The 14,139-nt window shown below is 68.3% G+C and carries 9 protein-coding genes and 1 pseudogene; 3 read left to right on the top strand and 7 right to left on the bottom strand.

Annotation, left to right across the window (positions count from 1 at the left end):
• Positions 1–148: 148 nt before the first annotated feature.
• Positions 149–553 (top strand): nuclear transport factor 2 family protein, encoded by a 405-nt coding sequence (locus RCP38_RS06820; protein ID WP_308476362.1) that lies wholly within the window; start codon positions 149–151, stop codon positions 551–553.
• A gap of 49 nt (positions 554–602) precedes the next feature.
• Here the strand turns inward: RCP38_RS06820 and RCP38_RS06815 are convergent, their stop codons facing one another.
• Genes RCP38_RS06815 through RCP38_RS06805 form a run of 3 tightly spaced genes read right to left on the bottom strand, consistent with a single transcriptional unit; the run spans position 603 to position 5,549 of the window.
• Entirely contained in the window at positions 603–1,211 is a 609-nt protein-coding gene (locus RCP38_RS06815; protein WP_308476361.1) for a DUF3060 domain-containing protein, read from the bottom strand.
• A gap of 19 nt (positions 1,212–1,230) precedes the next feature.
• A complete protein-coding gene (locus RCP38_RS06810) occupies positions 1,231–2,970 on the bottom strand; it encodes an ABC transporter ATP-binding protein (RefSeq protein WP_308476360.1) in 1,740 nt (579 codons plus the stop codon).
• Entirely contained in the window at positions 2,967–5,549 is a 2,583-nt protein-coding gene (locus tag RCP38_RS06805) for an ABC transporter ATP-binding protein/permease (RefSeq protein ID WP_308476359.1), read from the bottom strand. Before RCP38_RS06805 ends, RCP38_RS06810 begins: the two co-directional genes overlap by 4 nt.
• A 122-nt stretch (positions 5,550–5,671) precedes the next feature.
• Between RCP38_RS06805 and RCP38_RS06800 the strand changes: the two genes are divergently transcribed.
• Positions 5,672–6,301, top strand: a complete 630-nt coding sequence (locus RCP38_RS06800; protein ID WP_308476358.1) for a GNAT family N-acetyltransferase — start codon at positions 5,672–5,674, stop codon at positions 6,299–6,301.
• On the opposite strand, the gene mbtN is transcribed toward RCP38_RS06800, so the two are convergent.
• The 3 genes and pseudogenes from mbtN to RCP38_RS06785 all read right to left on the bottom strand — a co-directional run.
• Entirely contained in the window at positions 6,262–7,437 is a 1,176-nt protein-coding gene (gene mbtN, locus RCP38_RS06795) for a mycobactin biosynthesis acyl-ACP dehydrogenase MbtN (protein ID WP_308476357.1), read from the bottom strand. The genes RCP38_RS06800 and mbtN overlap by 40 nt on opposite strands.
• Positions 7,434–9,014 carry a long-chain-fatty acid--ACP ligase MbtM gene (mbtM, locus tag RCP38_RS06790; protein WP_308476356.1) on the bottom strand — a complete coding sequence of 527 codons (1,581 nt, stop codon included), beginning with the start codon at positions 9,012–9,014 and terminating at the stop codon, positions 7,434–7,436. Before mbtM ends, mbtN begins: the two co-directional genes overlap by 4 nt.
• Positions 9,011–9,292: pseudogene (locus RCP38_RS06785) on the bottom strand (acyl carrier protein); the annotation flags it as partial. The gene mbtM and the pseudogene RCP38_RS06785, both read right to left, overlap by 4 nt.
• Before the next feature lie 150 nt (positions 9,293–9,442).
• On the opposite strand from RCP38_RS06785, the gene RCP38_RS06780 reads away from it, so the two are divergent.
• Positions 9,443–10,384, top strand: coding sequence for a hypothetical protein (locus RCP38_RS06780; protein WP_308476355.1), 942 nt, complete (start codon positions 9,443–9,445; stop codon positions 10,382–10,384).
• A 236-nt stretch (positions 10,385–10,620) separates the two neighbouring features.
• Here the strand turns inward: RCP38_RS06780 and RCP38_RS06775 are convergent, their stop codons facing one another.
• Positions 10,621–14,133, bottom strand: coding sequence for a non-ribosomal peptide synthetase (locus tag RCP38_RS06775; protein ID WP_308476354.1), 3,513 nt, complete (start codon positions 14,131–14,133; stop codon positions 10,621–10,623).
• Between the last annotated feature and the right edge of the window lie 6 nt (positions 14,134–14,139).

Below are 14,139 nucleotides of genomic sequence, written 5' to 3'. Positions count from 1 at the left end.
GGGGCGGGCCGGAAATCCGGGCGTCTGTCGCCGGTCCGGGAACCGTAGCTGCGCCGAACGTGCGCTGAGCGCGTATTTCCGGCGGTTCCTTCGCGCTGGTCACCCGTTCGACGAGAGCGGGACCGCGACCGGGGTCACACTGCTACCCATGACCGATGTGCGCACCACGATCGACACCTATCTACGGGCCTGGATGCAGCAGGACCCCGAGCTCATCGGCACGGTTTTCACCGCCGACGCGACCTATCACGAACGGGTGCTCGGCGAACCGATCCGCGGCCGCGCCGGGATCCGCGACTACTGGCAGCGCAAAGTCGTCGAAGGTCAGGGCGACATCGACGCCCGGCTGCTCAACCTCTACACCGCCACCGACGGCACCACGGTGATCGCCGAGTGGGAGGCCACCTTCGACGACCGGGTGCAGGGCGTGCGCAAGCGGATGCGGGAGGTCGCGATCCTGGAGTTCGACGGGGACCGGATCACGAGCCTGCGCGAGTACTGGGCCTCGGAGCCGGTCGGCCACGAACGCCGCGGCCTGACCCGGCATCGGTGACGCCGCGGTCACACCTGCCAGGATCATCCACGCCAGCGGCGGCCTCGCGTCAACCGCGGTCGACGGTGTTGTCGAGCCCGGAGGTCCGCACCTCGGGCTGCCCCGACCGGTAGACCACCCGGTTTCTCAAACCCGATACCGTGATCGTGGGTGTCGCGTCGACTGTGATGACGTTGTCGATCCCCGCCACCGCCAGCCCGGCGCAGTCACCGGTGAGCACCGCGGTGTTGCCGACGCCGTTGACGGAGACGAACTTGCCAGTGCAGTCCATCGTCTTGGTCTCGCCGGCCCCGGTGACGGTGACCGTGGTACGGGTCTCGGGTGCCGGGACGGCCACGGCCGGCGGCGCCGGCACGATCATCGAGCCGGATTCCGACGGTCCCGAGGTGGTCGTGCCCGGCATCGTGACGGTCCCCGGCGATGTAGATGTACTCGTCGACCCGCGTGAGAGCAGGAACACCGCAGCCGCGGCGACCATCACGAGCGCCGCGGCCATCGCACGCAACGCTACGGCTGCTCCGCGCCGGTTGCCCGGCAAGTCCGGCGACCGCCCTTCGGCATGGGCCCACGCGCCGGTCAGCTCGGTGGCCCTGGCCAAGTCGGACAGCGGGCGCTCCAGTTCCCGAATCCGGGCTTCGGGATCATCCTCGGCGTGCACACCTGGAATGATCGCATAATCAGACGGCGTTGATCTGCCATCCGGCGGCCTCGTCCTGCTGGCGCCAGAACGCGTCGAATCTCCCCCCTGCAGCACGTAATTCATCGATCGTGCCGTCTTCGATCACCCGGCCGCCGTCGATGAACAGCACCCGGTCGGCCTGGGAGATGCTGGCCAGCCGGTGCGCGACGATCACCCGGGTGCGCGAGCGCAGTTCGGCACTGAGCGCGGCGACGATCGCCGCCTCGTTCTCGGTATCCAGCGCACTGGTCGCCTCATCGACCAGCAATACCGGTGCCGGTTTGAGCAGGGCGCGGGCGATGCTGACCCGTTGACGCTCACCACCGGAGAGCGCCCCACCGGCTTCCCCCACCCGGCTGTCGGCGCCGTCGGGCAGCCGGGAAACCAGTTCGTCGACGCGGGCGAGCCGAACGGCCTGCTCGAGGGTCTCGGCATCCGCGTCGGGGTCGCCGACCAGGATGTTGTCGACGATGGTGCCGTCCAGCAGGTAGGGATGCTGAAACACCACACTGCAGACCGCCCGCCGAGACGGCGCGTCCAGCTCTGCCGCGTCGGCCCCGTCGAGCATCACCCGGCCGCCGGTCGGCTCGTGTAATCCTGCGATCAGCGCCAGGATCGTGCTCTTACCGGATCCGGACGGCCCGACGATCGCCGTGGTGGTACCCGCCTCGAGGGTGAAGCTGACCCGATCGAGCACCGGCGATCCCGCCGGGTCGTAACCGAAGGTGACGTCGTCGAACTCGATGCGCGGCGCGGCGGAACCCTGCGGTGCACGAACGGATCCGACCGTCACCGCCGGCGCGGTGAGGACACTACGGATCCGCTCGAGCGACGCCCGGGTCGATTCCAGCGCGGGCGCCAGTTCACCGATGACGGTGAATGGTTCCAGGTAGCGCGCCGCGACGACGATCAGGGCGATGGCCTCCGGAACGCCGAGTGTGCCGGTGACGGTCAGCACGGTGGTGGCACCGGCCAGCAGAATCAGCGCGCCCTGGCTGGCCAGGCTGAATAACAGCTGTCCCGGGATCTGCAGCAGCAACAGTCGCATCGCGGCGCCGTGCTGGGCGCTGAGCGCCTGCCCGACGGTGCTGCGCTCGGGTTCGACACGGCGCGCCGCCCGCAGTGCCTGTTGAGTACGGGCGAACTCGATGATCCGTTCGGTCAACGCGGTGTTGGCGTCACCGGCGGCGGAGTCGGCGCGGGCGCTGAGCCGGTTGGAGGCCCACAGCGCCCCCAGCAGCAACGGCACCCCGCCGAGGGCGGCCAGGCCCAGCTGCCAGGACACCCCTAGCAGTGCCAGCGCGATCGCCGGGGGCAACAGAATCGCACTGATCAGCGGAGTCAGCAGATTGACCACCAGGCTGACCAGTTCCGGGCCGGTCGTGGCAATCGCTTGTCGGGCGGCCGCGGTGTTGTCAGGGGTGAACCAGTCCAGCCGGACACCGGGCAGACGATCGGCCACATCGTGCTGGGTGCGATCGAGCAAGGCGAATCCCAGATCGAATCCGATTCGGGCGCAGGCGAAGTCAACCAGCCAGCCCCCGACGGTCGCTACCGTCAGCCAGCCCAGCCAGCCCACCGCCCGGCCGGGGGCGTCGGAGAACAACGCCCCCACCAACGGCACCAGCAGCACGGTTCCGGCCGCGCGCACCGCCACCGAGAGCAGCGTCAACGCCGCGTAACCGAATATTTGGCTGCGTCGCTCCCGCGGGATCAGCTGGATCAGGGTGCGCATCATCGGATCGCCTCCGCTCCGGCCGGGGCCGCACTGCGCCCGGTGTCCCACAGCTGTCGGTAGCGCCCCCCGGCGGCCAGCAGTTCGTCGTGACGGCCCTGTTCGACGATGTCACCGTGGTCGAGCACCACGATCTGGTCGGCCCCGGTGACCGTGTGCAGCCGATGAGCGATCACCAGCACGGTGCGGTCCTTGGTCAGGCTGTTCAGTGCCTGCTGAACCAGGTACTCCGATTCGGGGTCGGCGAACGCGGTCGCCTCGTCCAGGATCAGCACCGGGGTGTCGGCCAGGATGGCGCGGGCGATGGTAAGCCGTTGCCGTTCGCCACCCGAGAGCGCCGCAGCCGCCCCGAGCACGGTGTCGTAGCCGTGCGGCAGTCGCAGGATTCGGTCATGGATCTGAGCGGCCCGGGCGGCGGCCTCTACCTGTTCGTCGGTCGCTTCCGGGACAGCCAGCGCGATGTTGTCGCGCACGCTGCCGTGCACCAATTGGGTGTCCTGCAGCACGAATCCCACCCGCCGGTACAGCTCGTCGGCGGTCAGCGTCCGGATGTCGTGCCCGCCCACCGTGATCGACCCGGACTCGACGTCGTGGAACCGAGCCAGTAGTGCGGCGAGCGTGGACTTGCCGGATCCCGACGGCCCGACCAATGCGGTCACCGTGCCCGGCTGCAGGGTCAGTGACACGTCCCGGATCACCGGGACCCCGGGCCGGTAGCCGAAGGTGACCGCCTCGAAGCGCACCGTGCCCGCCGCATCGGTGCCGACCGAATCGCGCTGGGCACCGACAGCGAGATCGGGTTCGTCCAGGGCGGTCTGCACGCGGCGGGCCGCCAACATGCCGCCGCGGATACCGGCGACGCCCAGTCCGATACCGAGCAGGCGGGCGCCGAAGGTGGTGCCCAGCAACAGGAACGGCAGCAAGCTCACCGGGGCCATCCGCCCGGTAACGATCAACGGGGTACCGGTCAGCACGATCAACCACAGGAACGTCGACGGGCGCGTGACCAGGTCCATGGCCGTCTTCTTGCCGATGAACGGGCGCTGCCAGGACACCAGAAACTCGAGGTAGGAGTCCAGCCGGCGACGGAAGGTCGAGGCGGCGGCCCCACCGAACACCCGGATCACCGGCTGGCCCTCCAGGTAGGTGCCGGCTTCGCCGTTCATCCGCTCGGCCCAGCGCTGCGCCTGACTGATCTTGGCCCCCGACTGGGTCAGCATCACCGACATCAACACCAGATAGACCAGCACCGGCACGAACAGCACCAGCGCCACCCGCCAATCCACCACGAAGAGATAGACCAGCACCGCCACCGGCGCAACGACCGCGGCCACCGCATCGGGGATCGCGTGGGTCACCAGATAGTGCAGCGACAATGTGTCGTCGGCGACCAGCTGTTTGATCGAGCCGGATCCGCGAGCGGTGAACCAGCCCAACGGTAGTCGGGCCAACTTGCTCAGCAGCCGAGCCCGCAGTGCACCGGCGAAGCGGGCGTCGACGACGTGCAGCCACAACGTCAGACCGGCACCCAGTAACGTGCCCAGGCCGAGCAGCGAGAGCGCGGCGATCCCCAACGTCCACAAGCGCGACTCGTCGGCACCGGACACCAACAGTCGGGCCAGCTCCACGAGCAACACGAACGGCGCCAGCTGCAGCAGGGTGATCAGCGCCTGCAGCACGCCGGAGACGATCAGCGGTATCCGCAGTTCGCCCAGCAGCCGGCCAGCGGCCTGTGCGCGCCATTCGCCCTTCACGTTGACGTTGCGCTCACCGGGCACGTCAGTCGCACTGGTGTCCGCTGGCGGCGGAGTCGACGCCGATTCCGACGTGTCGCGTTGGGTGCCCATGGCGCGGCCCGCGGTCCAGTAGGCCTGCGCGTGGATCTCGGATTTGGGGAAACCGAACTCGTCGCGCAGCCGTCCCCGCACAGCTTTGAGGGTCGCGGCTTCCGGGGTGGCCCAGGCGTACCAGTCCGACCAGTCCCGGGATTCGATCGCCGCGGCCAGCGAGGTCGCGTCACGGCGCGGCACCCAATGCACCCGCAGCCGTGGGTGCTCCCGCAACGGGATGAGCAGATCGTCGTCGTGATGCTGTTCGAGGTAGAGCTCGATCGGGATGTCGGGCGCGACGGTGCCGATGATGCCGTTGATCCCGGGGATCGACGCCGAGTCGCCCAGCAGCAGATACCCGGCGGGTTGTGCGTCGTCGTCGGGCGCGTCGAAGCGCGACGAGCCCATCAGCGAGACCGCCGCGATGGTCGCTCCGGGTTCGACGGTTTGGGCCCACCGGGTCGCCGGACCGGCCGGCTCGTGCAACATCATGTCGATCGCGAAGCGTCCGGTATCGGCGTCGCCTTCGGCGATGGTGTAGGCCCGCTGAAATTCGGTGTCGGAGCCGTCCGGGTCGGGGAACCAGAACCGCAGCCAGGCACAGGGTTCCACCGTCGCCTCGGTGAACAGCGTCGACGAATGCATCCAGACCCGGATGCAGTGCGGAGTGATCCGACTGACCTCGAGGACTGTCACGGTGTGGTCGCGGGCGCCGAAGCCCCGCAGAATCGCCCCCTGCAAGCCGCGCGCCATCACGGTCCTTTCGCCAACGGTCAGCCGCCGTCGTGCCATGGGGCCGGGCCCCGGACAAGTCAACCTAGGTTACCCTATCCTCACTTACTCGACGGGTCGGTCGGGTAAGCTGACTGCTCGTTATGACTGACGCCGCCACCATCCTGCACCGCGAGCTGACGGACATCTCCGACGAGGTTCGCAGTGTGCCGGCACCGCCCGTACCGGTACTCGCCGAGCCCTATGCGATCCGCGTCGCCGACCCGGACGCCGACGCCGAGATGCTCTCCGAGTGGATGAACCGCCCACACCTGGCCGAAACGTGGGAGTCCGCCTGGCCGCCGGAGCGCTGGCATGCCTATCTGAGCGCCCAGGTCGCGGGTAGCTTCACCCGGCCGCTCATCGTCAGCCGGCACGGACAGGACAACGGTTATATCGAGCTATACCGGGCCGCAAAGGATTCCATCGCCAAGTACTACGCCGCCCACCCGCACGATCTGGGTATGCACGGGGCCGTCGCCGACATCGCAGCGGTCAATCGTGGTTTCGCGGCGATTCTGCTGCCGCGCGTCATGAACAGCGTGTTCGACCTGGAACCCCAGTGCCGGCGGATGATGTTCGAGCCCGAATACCGCAATACCGCGATGCGCCGGTTGGCCGAGTATGTGGGCGGCACGTTCCTCGGCGAGCATGACATGGGGTATCGCAAGATGGCGCTGTACGCGGTGCTGCGCTACCCCGACGACGACCCGCTGTCGAACAGCTCGGCGTAGCCGTCGTAGTCGGGCCGCATTCCCGCGGCCACCAGTTCCCAGAGCACCTCATCGGTACCGCCACCGACGCGGGCCAGTTTCATATCCCGCCACCAGCGCCCGATCGGTGTCTCATCGACCAGGTAGCCCGAGCCACCGAAGATATGCATGCATTCGGAGAACACCTCTTCGCCGAGACGGGCCGCGGTGACCTTCATGGCCGCGGCGGTGCGCAAATCGAGCCGACCCTTGACTGCGACGCCGTCGAGTGCGTGGCGGAGTAGATCGACACGGGCCTGCAGGTCGGCCACCCGCATCCGCAGCGCCTGATGCTCGAACAGCGTGGCGCCGAACTGTCGGCGGCGCATCATCCGGGCGTGGGTGAGCCCCAGTATCAGCTGACACGATGCGGCGACCTGCCCGGCGATCGACATGCGCTCATGCGCCAGCCCCCAGGAGATCGCAGCCAGGCCGGTACCCGGCCGGGCGATCAGGGCGTCAGCCGGCACCCAGGTATCGATGTCGACCGCGGCGGTGTCCAGCGGCCCGGCGCCCACTTTGCGGTAGGGCTCGTTGACGTGCACCTGCGCGATGGGGACCGCGATGACCAGGACGTTGCCGTGCCGACTGTTCTCGTCGTGGTCCACGCCGCGGGCGACCACCACGATGTGGTCGGCGATCGGCGACAGCGAGACGAATTTCTTGCGGCCACGCACCTCGAAACCGTCACGCCGGGAACGAACTTCGGTTTCGACGATCTGCAGGTCCGACCCGCCGGACTCCTCCGATGCGCCGATGCACAGCACCGACTGGCCGGCGATGGCCTGCGCACAGATGTTCTGCAGGTATTCGGAGCGCCCGAACCGGCGCAGGATCGCGATGGCCGAATCGTGCAGGCTCACCCCTACTCCGATGCCGGCCGACCGCAGCTGCCCCAGTTTGAGCGCCAAGGCCACCAGCTTGGCCACATCGGGGTGCGGGCCGTTGGCCCACTTCTGGGCGAACACGCCGCTACGGCCCAGGTGCTCGATCAGCGCGCGCGGAAATCGCTCGGTGGCTTCGGCCTGGGCGGTCCACTCGGCGACCCGTTGGTCGAACGCCTCGTCCAGCAGGGCGCGATAGGCGTCGATGTCGGACCCGGTGGTCGCTTCGGTCACTTCATCACCTCCAGGCTCCGTTTGACCTCCAGTCGCCGCAGCTTGCCCGACGACGTCCGGGGCAGCGACCCCGGTGCCAGAAACACCACGTCGGCGGGGACCACCCCGCACTGCGAGGCGACCTGGGAGATCACTTCGGCGCGGGCCCCGGCCTCGTCGCGGCCGCGAAACTCCGCGGCGATCAGCAATCCCGGGCGGATTCCGTCGGTGCCGACCGCAACTACCGCACCCTCGCGGACGCCGCGCACCTCCGCCGCGACCCGCTCGATCTCGGTGGGAAAGACGTTGCGTCCGGCGATCGTGATGATCTCCTTGGCCCGGCCGCAGACCACCAGTCCGTCGTCGGTGAAGTAGCCCAGATCGCCGGTGGGGAACCAGGAGTCGTCATCCAGGGCCGGTTCGCCCAGGTAGCCCGTCATCATCGACGTGCCGCGGATCTCGACTTCGCCGACCTCACGCTCGGGGAGCTCGTCGTGCCGCTGCGCTACCGGGGTGATGCGGACCTGCATTCCGGGGATCGGCTTGCCGAGCACGGCATGGCGGCGCACGGTGTCATCGCCGGCGGCGCCGACGATCTCGTCGTAACGCAGTCCGGTTCCGGGCGTCGGCGCCGTCACCGCGCAGGTGGCTTCGGCCAAGCCGTAGGACGGGGTGAGGGCACCGGGGTCCAGCCCGTACTTGGCGAGTTCGACGGCGAATCGTTGCAATCCGGCGCAGTCGACCGGTTCGCCACCGTTGATGGCAACCCGTAGCCGGCTCAGATCCACTTCGGGAACCCGGCGCGCGTACTTACCGATCACGCTGTAGGCGAAGTTCGGCGCGGCGGTCAGGGTGGCGCGGCTGTCGTGCAGCCAGCTCAGCCACCGAAACGGCGAAGCGGCGAATGCCGCGGTGGGCGCCAGCCACAGCGGCGATCCGGTCACCGCCGCGCTGAGCAGAAAGGTTAGACCCATGTCGTGGTAGAGCGGCAGCCAGCTGCAGCCGACGTCATCGGCGGGGTCGACGCCGACGTGGGCGCTCAGGCCCGAGATATTGGCCAGCACCGCCGCGGGCGACAGCATGGCGGTGCGCGGAGTACCGGTGGACCCGGCGGTGCCCTGTAATACCGCGGGCACGTCGGGAGCCGCTACGACCGGGTCGATCGAACGCCCGGTGGCGGCTGCCGCAGCGACATCGAGCACCGCCGGGCCACCGCGGATTTCCTCGGCACGCAGCAGTTCCAGCACCGGACCGTGACTGAATACCGTGCCGACTCCGATCCGGACGAAGCGATCCAGCGTGGCCCGAGCCCATCGCCGGGGTTCGGCGCCGCGCACCGGTCCGGGCAGGATCGACAGGCTGCGCCCGGCCAGCCAAGCGCCCTGGATGGCCGCGACCAGCTCAGCCGTAGGCTCACCGACCAGCCCGACCGCCCCGTCGTGGTCGCCGTCGAGAATCCGGGCGGCGAGGCTTTCCGCTCGGGCGTGCACCTCCGTCCAGGGATGGCGACGCCAGGTCGCGGCGTCCGGGTCGAAGACCACCAGGTCGTGTTCCGACCCGGTCATCGCCCGCGTCAGCGCGTTCGCCAGCGCGCTCACGCGTCGGCGGGGGCTTTCGCCCGAATAGCGGCTTCCAGATCGCCGACCGTGTCGCAGTTCAACAGGTCTTCCTCAGACAGCGCCACGCCGAGCCGATCTTCGATGGCGACCATTCCGATCGCGAAGGCCACCGAGTCCAAACCGACATCGTCGACCAATCGCGACTCCGGCGTCACCCGACTGAGGTCGACCTGCAGGTCATCCTGCAGAATGTCGCGCAGGGCAGCGGTGACGGCATCGGGGGATGAAGCGCTCATGATCAGCGACGCTACACCAGAATTCGAAGTAAGGTTAGCCTTGCCCTACTTGTGAGCCTCAATACACGGTTAGGTAAGGCTTGCCTGTTGGCCAAACCTGTGACTAAGGTAATCCCGGCGTTGTACATAACAGGAACCTCATAACAATTGAGGTCACGATAAGGAGAAGCAATGCAGCTCTCACTTGCCGAGGGGTCAACCGACCGCGGCACCGAATCCACCCCGCGCGCCGCGGGACTCCTGGCCGCCGGCGTCGCGCTGGCCGGTGCCGGAATGCTCGCCGTCAGCCCGGTGGCCCCGCTGGCCCCCGCGGTCACCCAGCAGCCTGCGGTACAGCTCACCGCCACCACGGCCGAGAACATGGACTACATCATGGACCTGCTCTCGGGTCCGAACCCGGTCTTCACCGCGCTGGGCGAACTCGGCAGCTACTACAGCGACGTCACCAACAACAGCCTCGAAGGGCTCAAGGACGGCCTGGAGATCATGTGGTCCGGCGGCGGCCGGGTCCTGGGCCTGGAAGAAATGCTCCCGCAGGTCTTCGAAGCACTTCAGAGCGGTGACCTCACCGAGGCCTGGAACCTGATCAACAACGACTGGCTGTTCAACATGAACAACATCTTCCAGCCGCTGTTCGACCACACTCCGCGCGGTGAGGACTTCGAGGTGCCCGGCGTGATGGGCATCGGTGCCCACATGACCCACGTCATGGCCAACCTGCAGGAACTCTTCGGCGACTTCAGCTTCTGGAAGTCCACCGCCAAGTACCTGATGGAACCGCTCACCGGCTTCGCTTTCGCGCTGTCGGAGAACCTGAGCGGCGTGCCCGAGGGCATCGAGCACGAGGCGCAGGACCCGTTCGACGCACTGCTCAACGGTTACATCACCTGGGACTCCGAGACCGGCGAGAACACCGGTCAGTGGTGGGGTCTGCTGACCGAGCAGGGCACGTTCTCCTACTTCCTCGACGTGCTGCCCAGCCGGATCGCCGAGGCGCTGACCCTGACCCTGCCGGTCGAGGTCGAGGTTCCGGACGTGCCGGACGTGCCGGACACTCCGGATGTTCCGGATGTTGACCCGGGCGACGCGCTCGCTCTGGCCGACCTGTTCTAGTCGCACCACCTCCTGCGCGCTCGCGCAGGTACCACCTCCTGCGCGAGCGTGCGTGTCTGCCCTAAACACGCCGATGTTTACCGCACAAGCACGCACGCTCGCGCAGTGCGGATGCCGGGCTCGGGTAGCTTGCTACCCGAGCCCGGCCCGTTCATTGCCTATGGTCGATCGCGCCATTGGCCATCAAAGCGGTTAGCGAACCGTTCGACGATCGCCACTCGCTGAGCCCCGCGGCATTACTCGCTCGCCGGGCCCGCATCGAGGGCCGACATGACATCGGCCTCCGACATCTCCGCAACCTCGACGTACATCTCGGCGACCGACTCCATTCGGCCGGCGTCGGTTTCACGGCTGGTGAGCACCTCGCCCAGCGCGGCGACCGTCCGGGCCGCGAACATGTCCGACACCATGATCCGTGGCGCGTCGAGCCATACCCGGATCTCGGCCACGACCTTCGTCGCGAGGACCGAATCACCGCCGAGCGAGAAGAAGTCGTCGTGGACGCCCACGGTGTCGCCGTCTCGGCCCAGAACGCCCGCGACGATTTGACACAGCGCCCGCTCCAATGCCGACCGCGGCGAGGCAAGAATTCCCGGTGTACCGCCGGATCGCCCGATCTCGTCGGCAAGCAGACTTGCGACGGCCGCGCGGTCGATCTTGCCCGCATCGTTGAACGGCACCCCATCCACCACCGCGATCCAACGCGGAATCATATGCGCGGGAACGAGATCGATGAGAGCGTCGCGAATCCGCCCCGCCGTCAAACCCGAATCATCACCCACCCGGACCAGCGCCGCCAAGCCGTCCGAACCCGCCGGGCCGGGCAGCACCGCGGCCACCGCGGCATGGACGCCCGCGATTGCGCCCAGTGCGGTCTCGACCTCCCCGAGCTCGACGCGGTAGCCGCTGATCTTGACGCGGTGATCGGCGCGGCCGACGAACTCCAGCGTGCCGTCCGGCCAATACCGGGCGAGGTCTCCGGTCCGGTACCAGGTACGCGGTACCCCGTCCAGCGGGTACTCGACGAAGCGCTCCGCGGTGAGGTCGGGACGGCCACGGTAGCCGCGGGCGATGCCGCGTCCGGTGATCCAGAGTTCGCCGATCACCCAGTCGGGGCAATCGCTGCCGTCGTCACCGACCACCCGGCAGGCCATATTCGGCAGCGGCACGCCGTACGGCACCGCGCTGCAGTTCTTCGGCAGCCCCGCGGTGACCTCGAAAATAGTTGCGTGCACTGCTGTTTCGGTGGCACCGCCCAGGCCGGCGAAGCGGACTTGGGGTGCGTACCCGCGCAGTCGGCGGACCAGCTCCGGTCGCACCCAATCTCCGCCGACCGCCACTGCCCGCAACGACGCCAGCCGGCCATCGCCGACCGCAAGCAGCATTTCGAGCCATCCCGGCATGAAGTTGAGGGCAGTCACCCGGTGCTCATCGATCAGGCGGGCCCAGGCGTCGGGGTCACGACGCTGGTCTTCGTCGACCACCACGACCGCGCCGCCCGTACGTAGGCTGACAAAGACGTCGGGGATCGACATGTCGGTCTCCAATGTCGCCAACGACAGCCAGCGATCGGTCGACCCGATCTCGAAGCGCCGGATGAAGAACTCGACGGTGTTCATCACGGCGTCGTGCGTCAGCTCCACGCCCTTGGGTTCGCCGGTGGAGCCCGACGTGAACAGAACATAGGCCGGGGCGTCGGGATCGCTTGCCACCGCGACCGATTCATCCCGAACGGCCGGGCGGGATAGCACTTCGGCAAGGCGCAGCGCGGGCACCGATGCGGGCGCCTGCTGCTCGCCGGAGAGCAGCGCGACCCGAACCGAGCCCGTCCCCAGTAACGCCTCCGCCCGCTCACGTGGCTGATCGGCACCGATGGGCAGGTACACCGCGCCCGCGGCGAGAACACCCAGCACCGCCGGTAGCTGCTCGGCGTTCTTCGGCCCCATCACCGCTACCGTGTCACCGGCCTGAACGCCCTCGTCGCGCAGCGCGGCCGCCACCCCCAGTGCCTGATCACGCAACTGCCGGTAGCTCACGACTTCGCGACCGGCATACACCGCGGGAGCATCCGGTTGCAGCTCAGCCTGCCGAAAGAACCCGGTGTGCAGTGCCTCACCGCTGGGGTCGGCGGCCGTGCTGTTCACCGCCGCCCGCACCACACGCTGAGATTCGGGTGCATCCGGCGAATCGGGCACCGTCCAGGCAGCGGGGTCGGCAAGTCGGCGCAGTTCGTCGAGGTGGTAGTCGAACATCGCCTCGGCCACCCCGGGCCGGAACGCGTCTTCTCGGACATCCCAGTTCACCAACAGGCCGCCGTCGAGCGGTGTCACCTGAGCATCCAGCAGTACCTGCGGCCCTTGGGAGATTGTCCACACCGGTGCGCCGAACTGTTCGGTTACCTTGCCGCCGAACAGATCCCCTAATCCGAGTCCGCTGGTGAACACGAACGGCGCCAACGTCTGGACACCGCGGTGGCGACTCAGATCGCGCAGCACCGACAATCCGGAGTAGCCGCGGTGGCGTGCACTGGCATGCAGAGCCTCCTGCACCGCGAGCGCCCGCGACAACGGGGTGTTCGCCCGGGTCAGGTCGACGTCGAGCATCACCGACGACGTGAAGTCGCCGACCAGCATGTCCACCTGCGGATGGAACGGCTCGCGTCCGAACATCGGCACGTTGAGCAAGAACCGACGGCTGGTGGACCACCGGGCCAATGCCCCGGCGTAGGACGCCGCGAATGCCATCGCCGGTGTGACGCCGTGCCTGCGGGCCGCGGCGAACAGGGCCTCGCGCGCCGGCGCGTCGAACCAGTGCCACCGCCGGACGCTCCGTCGCGGATCGGCCTGCTCGGCCGTCGGGACGAGCGGCAGGCAGGGCGATTCGGGCAAGGTCGGGATCCGTTCGCTCCACCATTGCTGGTCGGCGGACGACCGCGCGGCCTCCACCGCGGTCATGGCGGCACGGTACTCCCGATAGGTGTAGTCCAGTTCGGGCGGCTTCCCACCGTCGTACAGCACGGCGAGATCGGACATGAATCTGCGATAGCTCACCGCATCGCCCGCCTGCATGTCCAGATCGACATGCAGTCGGGTTCGCCCGCCCGGCAGCAGCGACAGGCTCAGCTCGAGTACCTCGCCGTCGAGCAACTGGTGAGACTTGGCTTCGCGCGTAGCGAGCAATCGCCGCTCGACGGCCTCGGCATCCAAGTCGCGCAGGTCGATGATCTTGACCGGAAGGCCGCGGTCTCCGATGCGCTGGGTGCCGTCCGCCAGGATCTCGACCCGCAGCATCGGGTGTCGGACGGCCAGTTCGGCGGCCGCCGCGGCCAGCCGCTCGGGATCGACGCCGACGCCGTCGAATTCGACGTAGAGATGCGCGGCGACGCCGCCGAGTTGCTGCTGATGGTTTCGGCCCACCCAGTAGGCGCGCTGCAGCGGCGCGAGCGGAAACGGCGCGGTGGGGTCACCGGAATCCGTGACCGACGAACCGCCGTCGGGCCCGGCGTCATCGGCACCGGCGCCGTCGGCCACCAGTTCCGACCACGCCGCAATCGTGGGCTGGGCCGCCAACGTCGCGAAATCGATGTCGATCCCCCGTTTGCGCCACCGACCCGACAGCGCCATCATCCGAATCGAATCCAGCCCCGAGGCGATCAGATCCTGCGCCGGATCGATGCTGCCCGCGTCCACGCCGAGCAGTTCTGCGACCTCGTCATGGACGGACGGTGAAGGTAGCGCCCTACCGTGCACGACGCG

It is taken from the genome of Mycolicibacter sp. MU0083 (genome assembly GCF_963378075.1).
Taxonomy (GTDB): Bacteria; Actinomycetota; Actinomycetes; order Mycobacteriales; family Mycobacteriaceae; genus Mycobacterium; species Mycobacterium kokjensenii.
The sequence above is the reverse complement of the archived record's forward strand: the minus strand, read 5'-3'. Positions and strand labels throughout refer to the sequence as shown.